This window comes from Novosphingobium clariflavum (assembly GCF_026420865.1).
Lineage (GTDB): Bacteria > Pseudomonadota > Alphaproteobacteria > Sphingomonadales > Sphingomonadaceae > Novosphingobium > Novosphingobium clariflavum.
The window spans coordinates 98,372-121,272 of record NZ_JAPCWC010000007.1 but is presented as its reverse complement, the minus strand read 5'-3'; the positions used below and the strand labels follow the sequence as shown (position 1 = coordinate 121,272).

Annotated in this window: 24 protein-coding genes; 9 read left to right on the top strand and 15 right to left on the bottom strand. The window is 66.9% G+C overall.

The window, feature by feature from the left end; all coding sequences use genetic code 11:
* Window positions 1–150: 150 nt before the first annotated feature.
* Complete coding sequence (locus OKA11_RS11850; protein WP_267220431.1) at window positions 151–1,008, top strand: hypothetical protein; 858 nt, start codon at window positions 151–153, stop codon at window positions 1,006–1,008.
* 21 nt (window positions 1,009–1,029) lie between these two features.
* On the opposite strand, the gene OKA11_RS11845 is transcribed toward OKA11_RS11850, so the two are convergent.
* Entirely contained in the window at window positions 1,030–1,818 is a 789-nt protein-coding gene (locus OKA11_RS11845) for an IclR family transcriptional regulator (protein WP_267220428.1), read from the bottom strand.
* Window positions 1,819–1,937: 119 nt separating this feature from the next.
* Here OKA11_RS11845 and OKA11_RS11840 point away from each other — a divergent pair, with 119 nt between their 5' ends.
* From OKA11_RS11840 to OKA11_RS11805, 8 genes are all read left to right on the top strand, one after another.
* Window positions 1,938–3,533 carry an acyl-CoA synthetase gene (locus tag OKA11_RS11840; protein ID WP_267220426.1) on the top strand — a complete coding sequence of 532 codons (1,596 nt, stop codon included), beginning with the start codon at window positions 1,938–1,940 and terminating at the stop codon, window positions 3,531–3,533.
* Between the two features lie 32 nt (window positions 3,534–3,565).
* Complete coding sequence (locus OKA11_RS11835) at window positions 3,566–4,708, top strand: FAS1-like dehydratase domain-containing protein (protein WP_267220424.1); 1,143 nt, start codon at window positions 3,566–3,568, stop codon at window positions 4,706–4,708.
* A gap of 194 nt (window positions 4,709–4,902) precedes the next feature.
* Window positions 4,903–6,111, top strand: a complete 1,209-nt coding sequence (locus OKA11_RS11830) for a CaiB/BaiF CoA transferase family protein (protein ID WP_267220422.1) — start codon at window positions 4,903–4,905, stop codon at window positions 6,109–6,111.
* 49 nt (window positions 6,112–6,160) lie between these two features.
* Complete coding sequence (locus OKA11_RS11825) at window positions 6,161–7,084, top strand: SDR family NAD(P)-dependent oxidoreductase (RefSeq protein ID WP_267220420.1); 924 nt, start codon at window positions 6,161–6,163, stop codon at window positions 7,082–7,084.
* Between the two features lie 156 nt (window positions 7,085–7,240).
* Window positions 7,241–7,531 (top strand): excalibur calcium-binding domain-containing protein, encoded by a 291-nt coding sequence (locus tag OKA11_RS11820; RefSeq protein ID WP_267220418.1) that lies wholly within the window; start codon window positions 7,241–7,243, stop codon window positions 7,529–7,531.
* 168 nt (window positions 7,532–7,699) lie between these two features.
* Window positions 7,700–7,999: a hypothetical protein gene (locus OKA11_RS11815; protein WP_267220416.1), complete on the top strand. Its 300-nt coding sequence runs from the start codon at window positions 7,700–7,702 to the stop codon at window positions 7,997–7,999.
* 72 nt (window positions 8,000–8,071) lie between these two features.
* Window positions 8,072–8,254 carry a hypothetical protein gene (locus tag OKA11_RS11810; RefSeq protein WP_267220414.1) on the top strand — a complete coding sequence of 61 codons (183 nt, stop codon included), beginning with the start codon at window positions 8,072–8,074 and terminating at the stop codon, window positions 8,252–8,254.
* 192 nt (window positions 8,255–8,446) lie between these two features.
* Window positions 8,447–8,884, top strand: coding sequence for a hypothetical protein (locus tag OKA11_RS11805; RefSeq protein WP_267220412.1), 438 nt, complete (start codon window positions 8,447–8,449; stop codon window positions 8,882–8,884).
* Window positions 8,885–9,493: 609 nt separating this feature from the next.
* On the opposite strand, the gene OKA11_RS11800 is transcribed toward OKA11_RS11805, so the two are convergent.
* The 14 genes from OKA11_RS11800 to OKA11_RS11735 form a co-directional block, all read right to left on the bottom strand.
* A complete protein-coding gene (locus OKA11_RS11800) occupies window positions 9,494–11,134 on the bottom strand; it encodes a hypothetical protein (RefSeq protein WP_267220410.1) in 1,641 nt (546 codons plus the stop codon).
* A gap of 756 nt (window positions 11,135–11,890) precedes the next feature.
* Window positions 11,891–12,493: a response regulator transcription factor gene (locus tag OKA11_RS11795; protein WP_267220409.1), complete on the bottom strand. Its 603-nt coding sequence runs from the start codon at window positions 12,491–12,493 to the stop codon at window positions 11,891–11,893.
* 173 nt (window positions 12,494–12,666) lie between these two features.
* Complete coding sequence (locus OKA11_RS11790) at window positions 12,667–13,038, bottom strand: flagellar protein FliS (RefSeq protein WP_267220407.1); 372 nt, start codon at window positions 13,036–13,038, stop codon at window positions 12,667–12,669.
* Between the two features lie 13 nt (window positions 13,039–13,051).
* Complete coding sequence (gene fliD, locus OKA11_RS11785) at window positions 13,052–14,497, bottom strand: flagellar filament capping protein FliD (protein ID WP_267220405.1); 1,446 nt, start codon at window positions 14,495–14,497, stop codon at window positions 13,052–13,054.
* Between the two features lie 75 nt (window positions 14,498–14,572).
* Window positions 14,573–15,748, bottom strand: coding sequence for a 5-demethoxyubiquinol-8 5-hydroxylase UbiM (gene ubiM, locus OKA11_RS11780; protein WP_267220403.1), 1,176 nt, complete (start codon window positions 15,746–15,748; stop codon window positions 14,573–14,575).
* Window positions 15,749–15,854: 106 nt separating this feature from the next.
* Window positions 15,855–16,991, bottom strand: a complete 1,137-nt coding sequence (locus OKA11_RS11775; RefSeq protein ID WP_267220401.1) for an EscU/YscU/HrcU family type III secretion system export apparatus switch protein — start codon at window positions 16,989–16,991, stop codon at window positions 15,855–15,857.
* Entirely contained in the window at window positions 16,988–17,770 is a 783-nt protein-coding gene (locus OKA11_RS11770; protein WP_267220399.1) for a flagellar biosynthetic protein FliR, read from the bottom strand. Before OKA11_RS11770 ends, OKA11_RS11775 begins: the two co-directional genes overlap by 4 nt.
* Window positions 17,767–18,057, bottom strand: a complete 291-nt coding sequence (locus OKA11_RS11765) for a flagellar biosynthetic protein FliQ (protein ID WP_267220397.1) — start codon at window positions 18,055–18,057, stop codon at window positions 17,767–17,769. Before OKA11_RS11765 ends, OKA11_RS11770 begins: the two co-directional genes overlap by 4 nt.
* Window positions 18,058–18,071: 14 nt before the next feature.
* A complete protein-coding gene (fliP, locus tag OKA11_RS11760) occupies window positions 18,072–18,896 on the bottom strand; it encodes a flagellar type III secretion system pore protein FliP (RefSeq protein ID WP_267220395.1) in 825 nt (274 codons plus the stop codon).
* Window positions 18,893–19,222, bottom strand: a complete 330-nt coding sequence (locus OKA11_RS11755; protein ID WP_267220393.1) for a flagellar biosynthetic protein FliO — start codon at window positions 19,220–19,222, stop codon at window positions 18,893–18,895. The genes fliP and OKA11_RS11755 overlap by 4 nt, the downstream gene beginning before the upstream one ends.
* Before the next feature lie 6 nt (window positions 19,223–19,228).
* On the bottom strand, window positions 19,229–19,567 hold the full coding sequence (gene fliN / locus OKA11_RS11750) for a flagellar motor switch protein FliN (protein ID WP_267220391.1): 339 nt from the start codon (window positions 19,565–19,567) through the stop codon (window positions 19,229–19,231).
* Between the two features lie 18 nt (window positions 19,568–19,585).
* Window positions 19,586–20,503: a FliM/FliN family flagellar motor switch protein gene (locus OKA11_RS11745; protein WP_267220389.1), complete on the bottom strand. Its 918-nt coding sequence runs from the start codon at window positions 20,501–20,503 to the stop codon at window positions 19,586–19,588.
* An 8-nt stretch (window positions 20,504–20,511) separates the two neighbouring features.
* Window positions 20,512–21,108 (bottom strand): flagellar basal body-associated FliL family protein, encoded by a 597-nt coding sequence (locus OKA11_RS11740; protein WP_267220388.1) that lies wholly within the window; start codon window positions 21,106–21,108, stop codon window positions 20,512–20,514.
* 27 nt (window positions 21,109–21,135) lie between these two features.
* Complete coding sequence (locus tag OKA11_RS11735) at window positions 21,136–22,857, bottom strand: hypothetical protein (RefSeq protein ID WP_267220385.1); 1,722 nt, start codon at window positions 22,855–22,857, stop codon at window positions 21,136–21,138.
* Between the last annotated feature and the right edge of the window lie 44 nt (window positions 22,858–22,901).

The window sequence follows — 22,901 nt, the reverse complement described above, 5'->3', positions numbered from 1 at the left end:
CGCTGCCCGCAGGCGCGGGGTTACGATTACCCTGTCCTCTCGATAAAATCTTGTAATTGCTTATGCTTAGATAGCGCGAATGATCCCGTGTGAACGGGGTGGCAATGGCTTTCGCCCCATTCCCCAACCATCGACATACAGGTTACCAAGATGAAGTCTGCTTATCGGCTCCCCGATCCGGGGCACATCCTGCCGGAGAGGGCGGTTGTGATCCGGCGGCATGGATTTGCCGACCATTATCGCCTGCTGTTCATCAGCATCGTCCTGGGGCTGGTTTCGATCGGCACGGTGGTTGTCGTCTGGCCTGGTCTCTATGCCGATTATCGCATCAGGCAGAACCCGGTGGAGGTGCCAGAGGCCTCGCTCGCCAGCAGCGAGTGCAAGACCAAGAACATCAGCGTCAATTGCAAGGCGGGCATCGCCTATCCGCGCGATGGACAGACACAGATCCGTTCGGTCGAATTCTCGTTCATCAGCCTCGATCGCGGCGATTTCGAAACGACCGTGGTTGCCGAGCGCGGCCATCCCGACAACATCACCCTGTCGCTGGCGATCGACGAGCTGTGGAACCGCTTCCTAGGCTCACTGGCGATCGTCGTGCTGCTCGGCTGGACCGCGATCCTGATGGCGCGGCGCTTCATCCATGTCTCCGCCGCGGTGAAGGCGTTCAGGCAGCCGGCGGTGCTGCAGCCGGTCTGGGCACGCATCACCCTGCGCGGAAAAGGCAAAGGCTGGGGTTGGGGCGGCGGCAGGAACCGCATCACCTATTTCCCGGTCACCGGGCTGCGCAAGGGCATGGCGATACCCACGCTGTTCACCAAGGCCGAGACGCCGTGGATGCATTACGATCCCGCGCAGAACGAGACTTTCGCGCTGGCGGCGCTCCATCCCGGCGCGATCCTCCCGATCATGCTGGACGAGGCGTTTGATCGCCTCGAGCTGACCGATGACGAAGTGCGCCAGGCCCGTGCCGCCCGCGACGGATTGGCGGCCCGGATCGGGGACTGAAGAGCCCTATCGGCGGCGCGCTCAGCCTGCCAGATGGTCGCTGAGCGAGCGCGCCGCGCCGACCAGCGCCTGTTTCACCCGCTCCATCTCGCCGCGCAGGGTGGCGCCGATGCCGATGGCAACGAGGGCGTGGGTCGGCACGCCATTGCCGCGCCCGCCTTTCCACACCGGCGCGGCGATTACGGTGACGCCGGCGATGTAGTGGCCCTCGTCCACTGCCACGCCGGTCTGCCGCGCTTCGGCCACTTGCGCGCACCATTCTTCCCATGACGGCGCAAGGTCCCAGCGCAGCGCCTCGAAGCGCGGGCGCAAGCCTTCGAGGTCGCGCGTGCCGAAGGCGGCGATGCAGCGGCCGGTGGCGGAGACGAGCGCGGGGAAGCGGCTGCCCACTTGCGTCGAGAGCTGGAACGCCTCGCTCGCCTCAGCCATCGCGGTGACGATGATGTGGTCGAGCCCGAAGACCTGCACGCCCAATGTCGTCAGCCCGAACTCGCGCGAGATGCGGTCGAGCGGGCCTTGCGCAAGGTCGTTGAACTGGTCCCGCTTGAGCCAGCCACGGGCCAGCGTGAGCACGCCGGCGTCGAGCGCGTAGCGCTTGGTGTCGGGGTCAAAAGCCACGAATTCCTCGGCCACCAGCGCCCTCAGGACATAGAGGCAGGTGCTGGGCACGAGGCCCAGTTCGCGGGCCACGGCCTGCACCCCCATTGGTGATCCGCGCTTGCCCAGCAGGCGCAGCACGGCAGCCGCCCGGGCGATGGCGGGGGCCTTGCTGGCGCGCACGGCGTCTTCGAGAGGGTCTGTCTGGCTCATTGTTCAATATATAGAATAACATTCAATATTTACAAAACAAGCGCGTTTCATCACCATCGCTGAACACAAGGACAAAAAGTCGATGCGCGAGTCGTGTCGACGGGCAAGCGGGATGAGCGATGGTGAAGTTGACCGATCTTTCGAGCTATGCCGATGCGCAGGCACATGCCTCCTCGGCGGCGCTGTGGGACTTGTTCGACGGTGACCGCGACGTGCTCAACATCGCGCACGAATGCATCACCCGTCATGCCGATGGTTCGGGCCGGGCGGCGGTGCGCATCGCCCACGCGGACGGCCGCGATGAAATCCTCAGCTTCGACCTGATCGCCGCCGGCGCCGCGCGCTTTGCCCACTGGCTCGATGCCGAAGGCGTGCAGCCGGGCGAGCGCATCGCCTTCATGCTGGAACCCTCGCTGCCGTTCTATGTCTGCCTGTTCGGGGCGATGCAGACCGGGGCGATCTCGGTGCCGCTGTTCACGCTGTTCGGGCCGGACGCGCTCAAGCTCAGGATCGACGACTGCAAGCCCTCGATCCTCGTCACCAATGCCGAGAAGGCGGAGCTTGCACGCGGCGCGGTGACGGCAGAAAACGCCCTGCGCGTGATCGTCGCGGACGAGGGCCTGCTGGACGAGATCGCGAAGTTCCCGGCGACCTACGCGCCCAAGACCAAGGCGGGCGACCTCGCGGTGTTCCAGTACACCAGCGGCACCACGCGCGAACTGCCCGAGGCGGTGAAGCACACCCACAAGGCATTGGTCACGCTGATGTTCGCGGCGCTCTACGGCACCGGGATCAGGCCCAGGAACGCAAGCGGGGAAGGCGACGAGTTCTTCTGCCCCTCCTCGCCCGCATGGGGGCATGGCCTGTGGCACGGCACGCTGGCGCCGCTGGGGCTGGGCGTCACCACCGGCACCTTTGCCGGGCGCTTCGATCCGGTGCGGCTGATGAAGGCGCTGGACGATTACGGCATCACCAATATGTCGGCGGCGGCGACGCACTACCGCATGATGAAGAACAGCGGCGCGGCGGGGGACTATGCCTTCCATTTCCGCAAGCTGTCCTACACCGGGGAGCCGATCGATCCGGCGACGCTGGAATGGATCGACGAGACGTTCCGGGTGCCCGTCTGTTCGATGTACGGTACCACCGAGATCGGCGTGGTGCTGGTGAACTACCCCGGCGCGGCGGACTTCACGGTGAAGCCGGGTTCGCTCGGCAAGGCGGTTCCGGGGCAGAAGCTGGAAGTCCAGCGCCCCGATGGCACCCCCACCGCGCCCGGCGAGATCGGTGAGCTGATGCTGTGGCGCGGCGGCGGGTGGATGACCACCAAGGACCGCGCGAAGATCGACGACGAGGGCTATTTCTACCACTGCGGCCGCGCGGATGACGTGATTATCTCGGCCGGCTGGACGATGTCCGCCGTCGAGATCGAGAACACCATGCTGCGGCATGACAACGTGCTGGAATGCGGCGTGATCGGCGTGCCCGACGAAAAGCGCGGGCAAGTGGTGAAGGCTTTCGTCGTCGCCAACCGCGCGGGCGACGATGGCTTCGTGAAGGAGCTTCAGGACTTCACCCGCGAACGCCTCGCCCAGCACGAATTCCCGCGCATCGTGGAGTTTGTGGACGAGCTTCCCAAGAACCCGGCCGGCAAGGTCCACCGCAAGATGCTGCGCGACCGCGAGGCCGCGAAAGCGGCTGAAGCGGTCGGCTGAAACCTATCCCAAGAATTCAGGAGAGTACCGAAATGGCAACGACAGCAGAGCCTACCACCAAGTTCCCCAAGATCACCGAGGCCGGTCTCGACGACCTGCGCGCCCGCATCGGCGTGAAGATCGAGAACACCGTCGAGCCGTGGAACTACGAGGCCACCCGCGACGCGATCCGCCACTATGCCCACGGCATCGGCGACGACAACCCGCTGTGGTGCGACCCCGAATATGCCGCGAAGACCAAGTACGGCTCGCTCGTCGCGCTGCCTTCGTTCCTGTTCACCACCAGCCGCATCGTCTCGGGTTACTGCGGCGGCCTTTCGGGCGTTCACGCGATGTGGGCCGGTGCCGACTGGACCTGGCACAAGCCGGTGCTGCGCGGCGACACCATCACCACCGTCGCCTACCTCAAGGATCTGGTCGAGCATCAGACCAAGTTCGCGGGCCGCTCGTTCCAGCAGATCTACCACGTCGACTTCTACAACCAGAACGGCGAGCAGGTTGCCGGCGCGGATTCGTGGGTGTTTCGCACCGACCGTGACGAGGCGCGCGAACGCGGCACCAAGTACACGGAAGCGCGCGGCCGCGTGGAGCCCTTCACCCAGGCCCAGCTCGACGAGTTCTACGACATCTACGACCAGGAAGAGATCCGCGGCGCCGCCCCGCGCTACTTCGAGGACGTCAACGTCGGCGACAAGCTGCCGCCGATGATGAAGGGCCCGATGACCGTCACCGGCTTCATCTGCTACGCGCAGGGCTGGGGCGGCCTCTACATCCGCGCCAACAAGCTGGCCTACAAGATGCAGAAGGCGCACCCGGGCCTGGGCATCCGCAACCGCTTCAACGTGCCCGACTGCCCCGAGCGCGTGCACTGGGACGAAGCCTTCGCGCTCGAAGTCGGCGCGCCGGGCGCTTACGACTACGGCCCGGAGCGTTGCTCGTGGCTGACCCACCACATGACCGACTGGATCGGCGACGACGGCTTCCTCCACAAGTCGAACTGCCAGATCCGCCGCCACAACCCCGATGGCGACGCCATCATCATCACCGGCGAAGTGACGCGCAAGTTCGAGGAAGGCGGCAAGAAATACGTCGAAGTGGCGCAGAAGGCGACGACCCATCGCGGCGAGCTTTCGGCCTTCGGCACGGCCGTGGCCGAGCTGCCCGGCAAGGCCTGATGGTCTGAAGCCCCGAACAACGGGGGAGCGATTTCGGCCCGGACCTTTGCGCAAGGTCCGGGCCGTGTCGTAGGAAGGCTGCGAAATGCAACGGGAGAGAGCATGGGCCAGAGCTATCATTACGGCCTCCACAGGCCTGAAGGGCGCGATGCGGTGGCCGCGATCCTTTCCCTCTTTCGCGAGAACCTGGGCCGATGAGCTCTGAAACGCCTTGGGCGGGGCCGCTCGCCGGGGTGCGGGTGATCGATTTCACCCGCGTGCTGGCAGGGCCTGCCGCCAGTCTGGCATTGGCCGACCTGGGCGCCGAAGTGTTCAAGATCGAACCGCCCGGTACCGGCGACGAGACGCGCACGTTTCCGCCCATGCGCGAGGGCGAGAGCCACTACTACCTCGCGGTCAATCGCGGCAAGAAGTCCATCGTCGTTGACCTCAAGAGCGAGGAGGGGCTGGCGCTGGTGCGCGATCTGGCGGCCCGGTGCGACGTGCTGGTGGAGAACTACCGCCCCGGGGTGATGGACCGGCTCGGCCTGGGTTACGAGGCGATCGCGGCGATCAATCCGCGGCTGATCTACTGCTCGATCTCGGGCTACGGCCAGACCGGCCCGCTGCGGGACCGGCCCAGTTTCGACATCGTGCTCCAGGCCATGTCCGGCGCGCTCTCGATGAACGGCGAGCCCGACGGGCTGCCGACCAAGCTGGGCATTCCGCTGGGCGATCTGGTCGGCGGCATCAACGGACCGATCGGCATTCTCTCCGCCCTTTACGAGCGTGAGCGGACCGGTAAGGGGCGGCATATCGACGTCAGCCTGATGGACGGGCTGATCGGCATGCTCGGCTACATCGCCCAGCTCGCCTTCTTCAACGGCAGCGATCCCACCCGCGTCGGCTCGCAGCATCCCAATCTGGTGCCCTATGGCATCTTTCCGGCGCGTGAGGGCTCCATCGTCATCGCCTGCCTGACGCCGGGGTTCTGGAGCCGGATCTGCCGCGCGATCGAACGGCCGGAACTGACCGAAGACCCGCGCTACGACACGCTGGAAAAGCGCCGCGACGCGCGGGCCGAGGTCAACGCCATCGTTGCCGCCTTTACCGAGCGCCGCAGCGTGGACGAACTGGTGGCGATCTTCACCGCGCATGAAGTGCCGCATGCACCGATCCTGGGCGTCACCGAGGCGCTGGCGCAGCCGCAGGCGGCGGCACGCGAGATGGTGGTGGAAACGCAGCACAAGACGCTGGGGCCGATCCCCATCGTCAATCGTCCGATCCGCTTCACCGATGCCCCGCAGCCGGTGCCAAGCGCGCCGCCGGTGCTGGGCGAGCATACCGATACCATTCTGGAAGAGGTGCTCGATCTTTCGCCGGAGCGAATTGCGCAGCTGCGCCGCGCCGGAGTGGTTGCCTGAGGCGGTGCTTCGGGCAAGGCTGGCGTAAAGAACTCGAGAGGATTTCTGGATGGCCGACCTGCGCTTCGATGACCGTGTTGCCGTGATCACCGGCGGCGGACGCGGTCTGGGCCGCGCGCATGCGCTCCTGCTGGCCAGCCGGGGCTGCAAGGTGGTGGTCAACGATCCCGGCGTCTCGATGGCAGGCGATGCCACCGATGAGGGGCCCGCCGAGGCGCTGGCCGCCGAGATCCGCGCCATGGGCGGGGAGGCGGTGGCCAATACCGACAGTGTCGCCACCCCCGAAGGCGGCAAGGCGATCATCGGCGCGGCGCTCGATGCCTTCGGGCGGATCGATGTGCTGATCCACTCGGCGGGCAACGTGCGGCGCGGCAGCCTCTGCGAACTTTCCTATGCGGATTTCACCAGCGTCCTCGATGTCCATCTCAAGGGCGCTTACCACGTCGTGCGCGAGGCGTTCCCGCTGATGATGGCGCAGGGCTACGGGCGCATCGTGCTCACCAGCTCGATCAACGGGCTCTACGGCAAGTCGGACAATGTGACGTATGCGATGTGCAAGGCGGGCTTCATGGGCCTGTCCAACACCGCCGCGATCGAGGGGCAGCACGCCAACGTGAAGTCCAACCTGATCGTGCCCGCCGCCGTCACCCGCATGTCCGAAGGCATCGATACCAGCCAGTTCCCGCCGATGGAGCCCGAGCAGGTGGCGCCGATGGTCGGTTATCTCTGCCACGAAAGCTGCATGGCCTCGGGCGAGATGTTCGTCGCCATGGGCGGCCGTCTGGCGCGGGCCCGGGTGACCGAGAACGCGGGCGCCTTCCGCAAGGACTGGTCGCTGGAGCAAGTGGCACAGCAGATCGTCACCATTCGGGAGGGTGGCGACACGCTGGCCTTCCCGCCGGTGCCCGATGGACAGCTTGAACATCTGCTCTACGGTTTCGGCATGATCCGGCGCGAGACGGCGGCGCTCTGAGGACGAGCTTCGAAAGTCCGCCTCCGGCCCGCTGCCGACATCTTCCTCCGGCGGCTTTCGGGGCAGGGCCTGATTGCGGTTAAATTCCTGCAAGCCTTGCGGTATGGCGAGGCCATAGTCCCGGCGCTCCCGATCTGCACCTGTCTTGCGGCCCTGATGCTGATCGCGCCTGCCGCGGCCCATCCCGGCGGGCTCGATGCCGCCGGGTGCCACACCAATCGCAAGACCGGCGGCTACCATTGTCATGGCGCCCGAAGCGCCGCGTCGTCATCGCCGAATGGCCCGTCATCGTCATCATCGCGGGCGCAGCGCATACCTCCGTCCGGTTCCGGCTATTACCCCAATTGCGCGGCCGCGCGCGCGGCCGGAGCGGCGCCGTTGCGGCGGGGCAGCCCCGGTTATCGCGCCGGGCTGGACCGTGACGGCGACGGGGTGGCCTGCGAATAGGCCGCGGAGACTGTTTGAAAAATGCCCGGGAGGGCATTGTGGGGGAGTGGGCTGGCGGCGCAAAATTCGCGTCTCGCGAATTTCCAAGCGGTCTGTCAGCCGCGCAAGGCTTCGAGGCAGCGGGTGAACCAATCGGCGACGTGACCGCGTTCGCGCTCGCCGAAGCCGGTGGCGCAAGGCCTCAGGGCGCTGGGGCATGAGGTCCATGCGCCTTCGCTGAGCGGCCACAGCTATGGTGGCATGGTCATCACCGGCGCTGCGGATCGCCAGTCGGGCCGGGTGGGGCACCGCGTCTATCTCGGCGCGGCCTGTCCGTGCGACGGCGAATCGCTGCACGACCATGCCTTCGCGATGATCGATCAGGCCCGCCAGACGATGCGGCAAGTGGGCGGCAGCGAGGCGGTGCTCGAACCGGCACCGGGGTTTGCCGCCTTTTTCGGTGTGATCGATCCGGTCCACGCCGCCTAGACCGATGCGCGGCTGACCCGGCAGCCGTGGAAATGCTTTGCGCAGAAGATCGTCTTCACCAACGAATCGGCCATGCGGGCGATTCCCGAGAGCCATCTCATCTGCACATCAACCATTCCTGCTCGGGACATGTCCTTAGTCACCGAGCGCTCGCAGGGGCGGGTATGGGATATCGATACCGGGCACGATCTCATGCTGACCGAGCCCGAATGGGTCTGCGAAAAACGCGATGCGATCGCCCGGCTGGAAAATTAACTCGATAATGGAGGCGGTTGCCGTGGAAAGTGCGGCTGCAGAAGTGTGAATACAGGTTTCACCATGAACGGAGAGCCTGTAGCAACCTGATACGGGGTGAAAGCCCACGTTGTTTGTGCGGATTGACAGTCGGGCCCACTTGGGGACTTTGGCGCATCCGCATGGACCGGGTTAGCAACGATGGCGAGTTCCGTGATCGAACGAGTTTCCGAAACCGACGTATGGACCGCGCGCCTGCGCGACTTTCTCCACGACTGCGCGGGCAGCGCCCCGGCGGAGGAGCACGATCGCATTCGCGAGGCGGTGCTGCTGCTGCATGATCCCGACGGGCTTGTGGGCCATTCCTTCGAACCGGCGGCGATCGCGGCGATGCTGGCCTGCGGAGCGGGGGAAAGCGCGGTGTTGGCGATCCTTGGGCCGGACCTCAACTGCATGATCTCGCGCGGGAGCGCCGGTTCGTGCCTGGCCACGCTGGTGCTGGCGGATGGTTCGGAAGAAGTGATCTGCGAAGGCTCCACGTTCGCGCTGGCGCTGCTGGCGGCCTATGTCTCGATGCTGCTGGCCGGTGCCGAGCGGGAGGATGAGGCCGTCAGCACGTTTACGATGCCCGCAGGCGTCCGGTTGCACTGACGCTGCTACCCACTCTGGCCACCCACTCTGTCCCGCCGGGCGGCGGCTGGCGGGGGAGGCGTATCGGGGGCATCGTGTGAGGGGTGAATGGGACGGCGCATCCGGGGGGGCGCACGAAGACCGGATGCGCCGCCAGTCGGGGTCATGGGGTCTCGCGGCGGTTCCGGCCCGGAGGGTGTCAAGGCCTGCCGCCTCGCCCCGGGCGGAAACCGCAGGTGCGAGACCAGTGCCGGCGGAGTAATCAGGTGGCGTGCCGGCGTTCGGTTATCTAACGCAGCACTCGCTAAATGTTCGTGGGCGGCATGCTAAGGTCTATTCCGGGGCGGATCGCCAAGGCGAGACAGGGGCCCTCGACGTTGATGCCATCGGACTCACGCATGCAGGCGACGTCTTTGCGCCCTAGTCGGCCGTTCAGCGGTTGTTTCAGTGCGCGCGTAAGCGGTCATATAATGCTGATGGGTTGAGAAGAAGCCGTCGTTCACAGCTCCTTTTCCAATCGGCGGCTAAAGACAGCAATGGCCGCACCAGTTGAGGAGGCACATTTCTGAACGGTGCGGGGTGTGCATTACCGTCGTCTCCGAAAACCCCATTCATCAGGCACAGGAGTAACTAACCGAGGCGCACACCGACAATTTCGCCTGCTTCGACCTGAAAATCGAGCACGAGGGAATCATCTGCATGTTTTGCCAGAGTCAATGCAGGCGCAATCGCTGCCGTAATGGCGCGGTCGCCCACCATGAGGTTGTCAAACAGAGCATTTTCACGAGCCAGCAAAGACGCTTTGCTCTCGTATGAAGATACAACCTGCAGTTTCTCTCGCAGAGTTCGATCGATCGCCATCGTAGCCTCACCTTTGGGTAGAAACGGACGGAAATCCTCAATGATCGCCTCGTATCGCGCCTGTTTTCCTGCTTCGCGCCCCGGATAAGCAGACATCAGCTGAAAGCCGCAAGCACGTGCACGCAGACAAAGAAGCAGGTCATCATAGCAGGTCATGAGGGTCGCCTGAGCATCCTCAAGCGCTTTGACGTATTTACTTGAACCGAATGTATCCTTCTTCACCGCTCGCATTGCTTCGGTCGCAACGCGAAGATCTTTGACGAGGTGGTCATAGACCTTGTTCAGTTCAGCCTCATGATACTCGATTGTGTGAGACACTTCGGGTGCGAGTTCACCAGAGAGAACCGCCCGTGCAACCTGGCGGAAATAGCGAATGGCCCCGGTTAGCACCGAACGACGCTCGTCCTGCTGAAACCGCGAGACCTCGGCAAGCATCGCCTTGATTTCGTCGAGCGCCTCCTCAATGCGCTGCATCTGCTGTTGCTCGGCAATCGCGGTAGCGGCGGTTAAGAGCACGGCAGGGCCAGAAATGCCGATAGCAGTGACATTCTTCAAGGGGACGAATCCCTTTTTGCCACTGGCATTCGCGATGTAGCCGCCCGTTTTTTCGCTAAAGATAAGAGGGATCTTCGAACTGTAGATATTCTTCCCAGCGAGCATTTGGTCTGCGCTGAAAAAAGGCTGTAATGCTGTCAAAAATGGCGTCAGTTGGCTTCGCGTACGTCCATCAGGGACCATGAATGACCAATTCTGCGCCTTTTCCTCTGGGATCGCCGCAAGCGAAAAAGCGGGCTGGCCATCATCCCCAACGACGCTGATTTCGGCCTCAGGCTCAGGACGAAGCATAAGCCCCCGGTTGTCAGGGCTAGGCAGTCGCCCGTCTGAGACGATGATCCCACGCATGTAGGCAATCTCAATCAAGGCCGAGACAAATGGCAACCAAGCGCCGGTATTCAGCACGCCCGCCGCCGTCTTGCCAGCCGCAGTTGCAGCCTCTTTGACGAGCGCAGCCCGAGCTTCGGGCTCCGCAGTCAAAAGATGCTGCTTGGTGAACGCGTTAATGAGGATAGCCTCATTCTGGGCGACATCGTTCCCGGCAGTGGGAATGCCGATTTTCTTGCAGACTACAGCAAGCAGGTCGTCATAGCTGTGCTTTTCATCCGCCATGCTACCTGTCTGGGTCGAAAAGCTTTCTGTTAGAAAAAATCCGAGGCGATAAATGTCATCGGCGATCTGATCCCGATAGATACTATGGTCGGGTTGATGGCGCAAATAAGAGCGCGCATGCTTGAGATAGCTGAATGGCGAATCGACCAGAAACTCGACGATTGGAGCTAGTTCTTCATTGGAGCATTGATCAAGAATGTCATAGAGGCTGATCGAGTGGTTTAAATTTATCTGATCTGTCACAAAGCCTCCGGACATAAGGGCATTCAATGAACTGCATGACTGATGTCTTCCGCGTCCCTATGGCGAAGATCGGCTGGTTTTGCCAAGCGATTTTATTTGACGTTTTGCCCAAAATTCGCATGCAATCAGCGCGATAGAGCTTCCATAGCACTGTCACCTTCACCAAAGTCGGACTTTTCCCGCAAGTTAGATTAGCGACTGGATTTGGCTGGTAGCTGATGGCCTGCAAAAGGCCGCTATCCCATCGACGCGCTTCTGAAGCTGACAGTCTCCTACCGGCCCAAACCGGCCCCTTGTCGAGGACTGGATCTACCTGCGCCGCATGACCCTTGGGGCTTGCGGGTGGGGGCCATGGTTGGGGGCATCGCAGCGGCCCGCTTGCGTTGTCTTGTCTTGTCTTGCTGCCTCTCGCGCCGATCCAGCGGTGCGCCAGTGATCGGAGCGGGGCCGTGCTGGAGGGCGCGGTTTGTGCATGGGGGCTGGATCCGGTCGGTTCGGATCGGCATGCGCGCTCGGCGCTGTTCCAGGCGACGGGGTTTCCGGGAGCGGTGCCTTGCAGTGCCGGTTTTTATTGGCGCCGCTCCCGGAGACTTCCGGGGCCGAGATGCTCTGGCCCAGCCGGAAGGGTAGATGGCCCCGGCCATGGCGGCCGGGAGGCATGGCCCGCGCTTTGCCCGCTGCTCCGCGGTCAGGCCGGCACGAGGCACTGGTCCCGTGCGCTGGCACTGGCACGGGGCACTGGCGGTCGGCGGGCGGTCAGTTCACCAGCGCCGCCTCGATGGCGATGCGGATGGCATCGGAGGTGTGGTTGGCGCCCAGCTTGTTGAGCATGTTGGCGCGGTGGATTTCCACCGTGCGCGGGCTGATCGAGAGCTTTTCGCCGATCAGCCGGTTGGACAGGCCGCTGGCGACGCCGCCCAGCACTTCGCGTTCGCGGCGGGTCAGACGTTCCACCCGGGCGCGAGCCATGACTTCGCGCAGCTTGGCGTTGCCCACCGTTTCCGCGCGGGCAATCGCCCGGGCCAGCGTTTCGTTGAGCTCGGCGGCGCCGATGGGCCAGGCGATATAGTCGATCGCGCCGTCCAGAATGGCCTCGACGATGCGGTTGGCGGAAGGGTCCTCGCTGAAGGCGATGATCGGGAACCATTCGCCGTGGTGGGCCATGGCTTCGATCAGGTCATCGATGACCCCGGCTTCGTCGTGAATCAGGATCACGCCCGAACGGGGCCAGGTGCTGGACAGTTCGCTAATGTTCTCGAACGGTTCGACGTGGATATTGCCGCTGGACAGCGCATGACTGATCGCAGCCCGGCGTCGCATGTTGTTGTCGATAAGGATAAGGTTCGAAATCCGCTCCACGGGTATCCTCCCTATTCGGCATCTGCCCTAGGGGAGATAACCCATGTTTCGGAGCAGGGAGCCGGGCACCTGATCCGAAACCGAGGTACCGGGCGGGCCGATCGGGGAAGGATCCGTACAAACGGCAGGAAACCGGTAACCAAAATGGAAGCAGCTAGCGGGGGCGACGGTGTTCAGCCGCCTTGCAGGGCGCGCCCGATCTCCGCGAAATCGGTGCGGAGCGTCTCGATTCGGCGCGGCTCGAACTCCACCGCGCTGTCGAGGATCGTGCGCTGGGCGGCGGCGTAGAGCTGGGTCAGCGCGCCGGCCATGCTGCTTTCGCCCGAGATGCCCAGTTGCAGCGCGGTGATCGCCGTCAGCGCCCGGGTGAGCGAGCGGCTGCGCAGGCCATTGTCGCCGATGCCGTGGGCATGGACAGCGGTGCTGAGCGCGCTCACCAGGTGTTCGTAGCATAAGTGCACGAGGTCCGCCGGCTTGGCGCCGTTGACGCGGGCGTCGAAGTCGACGCGGCGATAGGCTTCGTGCGGGTTCTGTTGGCGACGCATGGGCGGTTTCGACCTAGCTTGTCTTGTTCCACTGGGCGATCTGGTTCTGCAGCATCGTCAGTGTCGATTTCGAGGTGCCGATGCGGGTTTCCGACACGGTGAATTGCGAGACCAGCCGCGCGCGCAGGGCTTCCTGCTGGGTGGCGAGGTCGCTCTGGTCGGTGGTCACTTTGGCCAGCAGCTTGGTGTAGCGGCTGATCGAACCGCCCAGCGAGCCGGTGTCGGTGGTGGAGCTGGCGGCGCGGTAGATCTTGTCGATGCTGGCGAAGACGCCGTTGATGCCATTGGTGAACATCGCTGAGACGCCGTCGGGGTCGGCCGCGAGGGTGGCGTTGAGGCGGGTGGTGTCGAGCGTGAACGAGCCGTCGCGCTGGGTCTTGAGACCGAGGTCGGCCAGGGTCCTGGCGGCGCCCGTGGCACCGGGCATGATCTGGGTGCCGGCGAGCGCCGAGAGCGAACGCTTGAGCGCGCGGGCGCCGGCGTCGTTGGCAAGGTCGCCGCCGATGGCCGTGGCGGTGCCGAGCGCGCTGGTCACTTCGTTGAGCGCATCGACGAGATCCTGCATCGACGCGGCGATCGAGGTGGTGGGATCGGCAAAGCTCACGGTTGTCGGCGCGCCGGCATTGGTGGCCTTGAGCGTGAGCTTCACGCCGGGGATCACGTCGGTCAGCGTGTTCGAGGTTGCCGTCATCGACAGGCCGTCGACCTTGTAGGCGGCGTCGCTCGCACTGGCGAGCAGGGTGGCGTTTGTCGAACCGGGGCTCCAGGCAAGGCCGGCAAGACCGGGGTTGGCGCTGTCCTCGGCAGCCTCGATGGTGAAGCCGTTCTGGGCCCCTTCCGCGCCCTTGATCACCAACTGGGCGCCGCTGGTGGTCTGGGCGACATAGGCGCTGACCCCGGCGTTGGCGGCGTTGATCTTGCTGGCGACGTCGGCCAGCGTGTCGGTGGCCCCGATGGTGAGGTCGAGCGCGGCATGGGCGGTGTCGGCGGTGAAGCTGCTGCCCGAGACGGTGCCGAAGCGCAGCGTCAGGGTGCCGGCGCCGACGAGGTCGGTCCTGGCGGCATAGGCCTTGCTGGCAAGCTGCTGGCCCGAGGCGAGCTTGCTGACTTCCAGCGAATAGGTGCCGGTGGGCGTGGTCGAGCCGGTCAGCGCGCCGCTGGCCACCGCGCTGTTGGCGATGCTGGGGGTGCGGGCGAGGTCGCCGCTGCGCACCAGCGTGCCGAGCGAGGTATCGATCGCCAGCAGCATCGACTTGATGTTCGAGGCGGTGGAGATCTGGGTGTTGAGCTTTTCCGCCTTGGTGGTCAGCCGGTCGTTGCGGCTGGCGAACTGGGCCACGGCGAGGTTGTTGGCCAGCGCCGTCATATCGACGCCGCTGCCGCCGCCGAGCGCGGTCACCAGCGAACTGGTGGTGAGCGTGGACGCGGTGCTGGTCGTCGAGGCGGTGCTGGTAACCATGGGCGGGGAGAACGGCAGCGCGGGCGCTTGTTTAAGTCCCCCGACCGCCCATTCGGGCATTTTCCAGACAGGCTCTCAGGTCTGCATCAGCATGCGGCTGACATTGCGCGAGAGCAGCGGAATCCGTGCGGCGGCGCGCAGGCCGAGGTGGCGGGCGGCGCGGGCGGCGGGGCGCTCGGCGGTGTAGAGGCCGACGATCATGTTGGTGGCGGTATAGATCGGCCGGCTGGCAAGGCGGTGCGCGGCCTCGTAGCGGCGCAGCAGCAGCGAGGAGGCGATGGCATCGCTGCGGCCGCCGCGATGGGCTTCGGCCATCAGCCGCCCCAGCGTGCAGGCGCTGGCAAGGCCGAGGTTGAAGCCATGCGCGGTCACCGGGTGCATGCCGACCGCGGCATCGCCGATGAGGGCGGCGCGGCGCGCGGCGAAGTGGCGCGCGTAGGTCGTGGCGAGCGGGTAGACATGGGCCTTGCCGATCAGGCTCATGCGCCCGAGCCGTCCCTCGTAGCGGCGGGTGATCTCGGCGGCGAGGCGGTCGGCATCGAGCGCGGCCAGCCGCTCGATCTCGGGCGCGGCAAGGGTCAGCACGGCGGAGGACTCCCGGCCGCCGAGCGGCAGCATGGCGATCGTCTGGCCATGGTCGAACCATTCGGTAGCGACACCCTCGTGATCGAGATCGTGGGCCATGCGGCAGACCATCATGGCGCGGCCGGTGCGGTTCACTTGGGCGCCGATGCCCAGTTCCTCGCGCACGAAGGAGAAGCGCGAATCCGCGCCGACCAGCAGGCGGCCGGTCAGCCGGGTGCCGTCGGCCAGTTCGACCTCGGCCCGCTCGCGGTCGGTGCCGAGCGCGGAGACCGCCTGCCCGGCAAGGATCTCGAGATTGCCCTGCGCCTCGCAGGCGGCGAACAGCGCGCGGCGGATGCGGTGGTTGGAGACGAGGCAGCCCAGCCGGTCCTCGCCGCTGCCGTCGGCGCCGAACGAGAGGGCGAAGGGCGAACCGCCGTTGAGCACGCGCGCCTCGCGCAGCGGCGAGACCTGCCGCGGGTCGATCCAGCCCCAGGCGCCGAGCGTTTGCAGCGCGCGGACGGAGCGATGGGTGAGCGCGATCTCGCGGCCGTCGACCGCCGGTTCGATCAGCGTCTCGAGCGGCTGACGCTCGACGATGGCGATCCGCAGGGCGGTGTCGGCGAGCGCGGCCGCCAGCGCCAGACCGGCCGGTCCGCCGCCGACGATTATCAGGTCATGGGTCATCGCGCGGGGCTCCATCGATTTGTCCGGGGCTTGGAAGATAGGAGCGCAAGCGGTGCAGGGCACATGCGATCTGCGCCATGATTCACGTCAAAAATGGCAAGTCCGCCTACAGGCTTGAAGGGTCGGGACGGCCATCGGCGTCGAAGCGCACGGTGACCGGCACCGAGATTTCCGGCGCCGCGCGCCGCTCGCCGCGCTTGAGCGAGAGCACGAAGGCCAGGATCGCGGCGACGGCGACATAGTGCTCCTCGCGGATCATGCGCTTCTCGCGGGTGGTGTAGAATACCGAGCGGGCCAGCGCGGGGTAGGACAGCACCGGCACCGCGTGTTCGGCCGCCAGTTCGCGCATGGCCAGCGCCTTGTCGCCGCGCCCCTTGGCGAGCACGATCGGGGCGGGCGCCTTGCCCGGATCGTAGGCGAGCGCGACCGCGAAATGGGTCGGGTTGGTGATGACGAACTGCGCTTCCTGCATTGCCGGCACCAGCCCGCCCATGGCGATGCGGCGCTGGCGGTCCTTGATCGCGGCCTTCTTTTCCGGCGCGCCTTCGGCATCCTTGTTCTCGTCGCGCAGTTCCTGCAGCGTCATGCGCAGGCGCATGATCCGCCGCACGATCTGTACCGGCAGGTCGAACATCGCGATCACGAATAGCCCGCCGGCCAGCCAGAACAGCAGGTGGGTGATCGTGCCCCAGGCCCGCGCCGCCTCGCCGATCAGTTCGCCGCGGCCAAGCTGGACCAGGGTGGCCAGTTCGCCGCGCGCCCAGAACCAGGTGATCACCGCCAGCAGCGACACTTTGGCCAGCCCCTTGGCCATCTCGATGGCCCCGGTCGGCCCGAACATGCGCTTGAGGCCGGAGAGCGGATTGATGCGCGAGGCCTTGGGCAGCATGTTGCCGCCGACCCAGCGCCCCTCGCCGAACCCGAGCTGCGAGATCAGCGAGACCAGCATGACGCCGAGCCCCAGCACCAGCACCGGCGGCAGCAGCGCCAGCAGCACGTCGAGCAGGCGCTGGCCGGGGGTGAAGTCATCGAGGTCGGCGCGGCTCCAGGTGAAACCCGCCCGCAAGGCGCGCAGCAGCCGGTCGAGCACCCAGGGACCGGCGAGCAGCAGCCAGGCCCCGCCCACCGCCATGCCCGCCGCCGTCGCCATCTCGCGCGAGCGGATGACGTCGCCCTTCTCGGCGGCGTCCTTTCGCCGCTTGGCGGTGGGGGCAAAGCTCTTCTCGCCGCCATCGTCGCTCATGGCTGCAGCACGAGGGCGGCCTGGTCGATGGCCATGGCGGAGAGGCGGGCGACAAGGTCGGTGAGCACCGGGGCGCTCACCAGCAGCGCGGCAAGGCCGCCCAGCACGCCGGCCGGCAGGCCGAGCGCGAAGAGATTGAGCGCCGGGGCCGAGCGGCCGAGCACTCCGGTGACGACCTGCACCACCATCAGCACGAGGCAGGCGGGCAGGGCGATGGCGGCGCCGGTCACGAACGTGCGTGCGGCAAAGGAGGCGACGAGGGCAAAGCGTTCCGGCCCCAGCCAGGTCTGGCCGGGCGGGAAGGCGCGGTAGCTGTCGACCAGGAGCGCGAACCATTGCAGGTGGGCGCCCAGCGCCAGGAACACCATGGTCATGACCACCGCGAAATACTGGCCGAGCGCGGGGGACTGGGTGCCGGAATTGGGATCGACCGCGACCGCCATGTTCATGCCCATCGATCCGCCCACCACTTCGGCGGCGAGGATCGGCGCGGCAAAGGCCAGTTGTAGCACGAACCCCAGTGCCAGCCCGACCGAGACCTCGCCGCCGACCGCCAGCAGCCCGGGCAGCGACAGCAGCGCCGGGGGCGCGGCGACCGGGCTCCAGGCGCAGACCAGCACCGCCACCGCCCCGGCGACGATCACCCGCACTTGCGCGGGCACCCCGGCAATGCCGAACATCGGTGCGGCGACGAGGGCGGCGCCGATCCGCGTCATCACGAAGAGCAGGCGCCAGAATTCGCCCTCGAGCGGGCCGAACCCGAAGTCGAGGGCGATCACGGGGAAACCTGCTCGGCCTGCCCGGTGCGGGCGACCTGGGCAAAGACCTCCTGCGTGAAGTCACCGATCAGCGTCATCATCGAACCGCCCAGCACGACCAGCACCAGCGCGGTCACCGCCAGCTTGGGCACGAACGTCAGCGTCTGTTCGTTGACCGAGGTCGCCGCCTGCACCACCCCCACCACCAGCCCCACCGCCAGCGAGGCGAGCAGCACCGGCGCGGCGACCAGCGCGGTCACCCAGAGCATCTTGTCGGCAAGGTCGAGCAGGGCGCTGATGTCTTCCATGGCCGCTCTCCCCGCTAGCCGAAGCTGGCCGCCAGCGAGCCCATCAGCAAGGCCCAGCCATCGACCATCACGAAGAGCAGCAGCTTGAACGGCAGCGAGACCACCATTGGGCTCATCATCATCATGCCAAGGCTCATCAGCACCGAGGAGACGACGAGGTCGATCACCAGGAACGGCAGGAACAGCATGAAGCCGATCTGGAAGGCGGTCTTCAGCTCGCTGGTGACAAAGGCGGGCAGCAGGATCGAGAACGGCACTTCGGCGGTGCTGGCAAAGCGCGGGCCGCCGCCGGGACCGGCGGGGTTCGCGCTGGTGCTGTGCGCCATGTCGGCAAACATGGTGAGGTCGCGCTCACGGGTCTGGCGGATCATGAAGGCGTGGAATTCGCGCCCCGCCGCCGCGATCGCCTGCTGGGCATTGATCCGGTCGGCGGCATAAGGGGCGATGGCGGCGGTGTTGACCCGTTCCAGCGTGGGCGACATGACGAACAGCGAGAGGAACAGCGACAGCCCGATCAGCACCTGGTTGGGCGGCGATTGCTGGAGCCCGATCGCCTGCCGCAGGATCGCCAGCACCACGAGGATGCGGGTGAAGCTGGTCATCATCAGCACCAGCGTGGGCAGCAGGGTCAGCAGCCCCATGATCAGCAGGAGCTGGAGCGAGAGACTCATGCCCGGGCCGCCGGGGCCGGAGCCGGTTCCGCCGATGGCGCCCAGGGCACGGTCGAGCGCGCCCGGAACGGCAGAAGGAACCGCGGACTGCACGGCGGATTGGGCCTGGACCGCCAGCGGCAGCAGCAGCGCCGCAAGCGCCGCGCACAGGACCGCGATCCGCTTCATGGCGCGACCTCTGCCGCACACCCGGCGGCAACCCTTGCGGCAACTCCTGTGGCAACTTCCGGGGCGGGCGCAGGGCGGGCGGGGGCCTCGGCCAGCGTGGTCAGCCCCTGGCGCGAGGCGGAGACGAGGATCTCGCGGCCATGGAACTCGATCACCGCCAGCCGCAGCGTCGGCGAGAGCATCAGCGTCTCCACCACCCGCAGCGAGCGCCCGGCGGCGGGACTACCGGCCCGCTCCTGCAGGCGCCGGGCCAGCCACAGGCAGCCCCAGGCCATGGCGCCGATCAGCGGCAGCAGCAGGATCAGCTTGAGCAGATACCAGACCATCGCTGCCTACTCCGCATCCGAGGCGGCGGGATCGGGCAGCACGGCATCGCCCGTTGCGCCGCCCGAATGGCCACCGCCTGCCGCCGCGCCGTCGCTTTCGTGCCCGGTCATCTCGACGATCCTGAGGCCGAAACGGCCATTGTGGGCGATCACCTCGCCCTTGGCGATCGCCTTGCCGTTGACCATGACGTCGAGCAGTTCGTCGGTCATGCGGTCGAGCACGACCAGGCTCTCGGGCCCCAGCGCCAGCACTTCGCGCAGTGTCAGGTGGGTCCGCCCGAGTTCCACCGATAGGCGGACATCGACGTCGCGCAGGAAGTCCAGACTGCGGGGATGGATGTTCATGGGGCTTGGCTTTCCGTTCTAGAACGCGATCTGAATCTGGACGGCGACACGGTCGTCGAGTTCGCCGACCGCTCCGGTTGCGAAAGTGCGCCCGCCCAGTTGCAGCGGCACGCTGCGGGCCACCGCCACCGGCAGCACGTCGCCGGGGCTGAGCGCGGAGAGGCGCGCCATCGGCATCGTCATGTCGACCAGCAGCGCGGTGACCTCGACCGGGATCGAGGCAAACGGCTCGCGGCGGGCATCCGGGCGCGCAGGCACCCGGCCATGGGAGCGGGACTTGCGGGCGGCGGGGCGGCGCGGCGGCATGGTCACCGCGGCCAGCGTCGCGACCGGAAAGGAGAGCCGCAGCGACCAGGGGGAAAAGCCGGGTTCCTCGACCTCGAGGGTCAGCATGAGCAGCTCCTCCCCGCGCGGGAAGGGATCGAGCTGGCGCAGGCTGGTGTCGCGGCGCAGACTGCGGGCAAGATAGGGGGCGGGCCCTTCCAGCGCCGCGCCAAGCGCCTGGCCCAGGCACGTCTCGATCTGGTCGATCAGCAGCAGGGCGGAGAGCGGGAAGGCCTCGGGGATCGGGTCCGGCAGCGCGCCGCGGCCGCCGAAGGTGCGGTCCACCAGACGGAACACGGTCTCGGCCTCGAACGTCGCCAGCACCGGCAAGCCGCCGGGTTCAAGCACCATGAGCGTATGCGCGGCGAGCCCCTCGAGGTCGCCCTGCAGGCTGGCCAGGGTGCCGTCCATCGGCATGCCGGCCGAGACCACCGGCGGATCGCCGCCCGCAAGCCCGGCCAGCGCCGCGGCCAGCGTGCGGCTCAGTCGCTCGCCGACCAGCGACAGCGCGGGCACCAGCTCGGACAGGCTCGGCGGCTTGCCAAGCAGCTCGGTGCAATGCGCGGCCTTGCGGTAAGCGTCTGACATGCCGGTGATTGCGGAAGAGGCCATGGCTGTGGTCACTGGATGATGAAGTTGCGGAAATAGACGTTGTCGACCCCGCCGAAGCCTTCCTTCTGGAGCAGCACCCGGTTGATCGCATCGGTCATCCGCTTCTGCAGGCGGCCCTTGCCTTCGATCGTGTAGATGTCGTCCTCGGGCGTATCGGCCATGATCGCCAGCAGCGCCGAGCGGATCGCCAGTTCGTGCTTCTTGATCCACTGCAGCACGCGCCCGTCGTAGCGGGTCGAGCAGGCCAGGCTCAGCTGCAGCAGGGCGTCGGATTCCTTGAGGTTCGAGGTGAAGTCGTCGGTGAAGGTGTAGTAGGCGGTGCGATAGGGATCGCCGCCGTCGCCCTCGGCTTCCTCGCTGCCGCCTCCTTCGCCTTCGCCGCCTTCCTGCTTGGGCATGAAGGGGTCGGCCTCACCCTTGCGCACCAGTTTCGGGCGGTTGTCCTCCTTCACTTCGGCCTTGCCGCCGCCGATCACGCCGGTGGCGAAAAGCGCAAAGGCGCCGCCGCCGCCCACTGCCAGCATGCCTACGGCGACCAGGATCAAGCCGAGCTTGCCCTTGGATTTCTTGTCGCCTTCGCCCTCGCTTGCTGCCTTTTTGCTCACAATGGTTGCCCCTCGTCGCTGGTCGGATCAGGCGTAGATGCCGCTGCGGCCGGGTCTGGCGGCCGGGGGCTGGGTGCTCCCGCTGGCCTCGCCGGAGGCCTGGACGAGGGGCGCCGGGCTGCCCTGGCGGGCGCGCTCCTCGTCCCTTGCCCCGGGCTGCGCAGCGGCTCGATCGTGATTCTGGCGCGAATCCGCCCCGAACGATCCAGTCGCCCCCGGCCCGGCATGGCTGGCGGACGCCTGTTGCCAGGCCTGCCGGGCCTCGCCGCGGGCGCCGTCACCGTTGCCGTCCGCTTGGGCGCCATTGCCGGCGCCCGACGCCAGCGTGGCGGCGAGGCCGGTCTGGACCGCGCTGGCAAAAGCCGGATCGGCATTGGCCATGGTGACGCTGAGGGCGCCGCCCTCATGCCGGAACTGCAGCGATACCGGGCCGAATTCGCCATGGGTGATCGCCGTGCGCACGAGATGGGGGCTGGCCGCCTCGCGCGCCTCGCCGAGCTTGCTCACCAGTGTGGCGAAGTCCTGCGGGCCTTGCGCGGTTTCGCCGGTGCCGCCGGCAGGGGCCGTAAATACGGACGTGGGAGGGGCGGCCGCGCTGCTGCCGGAGGCGCCGATGGCGATGGTGTCCGGGGCACTGAGCGCCAGTGTCACCGGCGCGGCCGGGAGCGCGGGTTGATCTGCCAGCGGATCGCCAGAGGGATCGCCAGAGGGATTTGCGGCGCAGCGGCGGGCCTCGGCCACCCGGGCGCCGAAATCCGGGGGCGGCGCCAAGGCGGGAGTGCCGGCATCGCCCGCGGCGGGCGCGGCCGGGTCTGCCGCCAGGGAAAGCGATGCCGGCGCGCGATCGGCGGAGGCACTGGCGCCGATGCTGCCGGAGGCCTGTCCGGCAAGGGGCAAGGGGCGCAGAGCAGGCACTATCCGGGCGTTCATGCCCGGACTCGGGGCGGCCACCGGGGCCTTGTCCGCCGGCAAGGCGGCCTCATCCAGGACATCTGGCGGTGCGGTGGGTTTGCCCATTGCCGGATGGGCGGCGGCCGGATCGTCCGCAGCCGCATCGATGGGAACCAGTGCGATCGCCGCGAGGGCCACATCCTTCGGTTCGACCGGGGCGGGTCTACCCGTTGCCGAGGCGCTCTCGCCCGTTGCCGGGGCAAGCGCCGGGTTGTTCAACGACGGTGTCCCGGCAGGCACGGCGGCAGGCAGCGAGGGCACTGCCAGTGCGGCGACAGGCCGGGACTCGGGCGAGGGCGTGGGCGAGGGCGAGGGCGAGATCGCGCCCGCGTCGTTGCCTTGCGGGGCCGTGGAAGCGCCGGTCGCGGCAAGGTTCGGCACCAGGGCCAGCGCGGCGATCACGGCCGCCAGCGGGGATGGATCGGTGGCCACCGGATCGGAAGGTAGCGGTTCGGGGCGGAGCGTGTCTTGCACCGCGCCGCTTTCCCGCGCGCCGGGTTCCTCGCCTGGCGCCAGGGTGTCGTCGTTTGCGGTCCCTCTTGCAGCCGCTTTTGCTGGCAGGACCGGCAAATCCTTGCCGGTCGGCTTGCCGCCCTCGATGCCGCCCCCGATGCCGCTAACCGCGCCGGCTCCGGCTTGCGGATCTCCCGCTGTCGCCTGGCCTCCGATCGCCTCCCGGCTGGCCTGCGCGCCGCCCAGAATGGCTGCAAAACCGCCACTTTCGGGGGCCGGTCCGGCACGCGTGCCGAGGCTGGCGGTGGCGCCGCCGGAAGCGGTAGGGGCGGAAAGCGGGGTCATGCCGGTAAAGTCCTCCAGTCGCGCGAGCGGATGCGCTGCCGGGG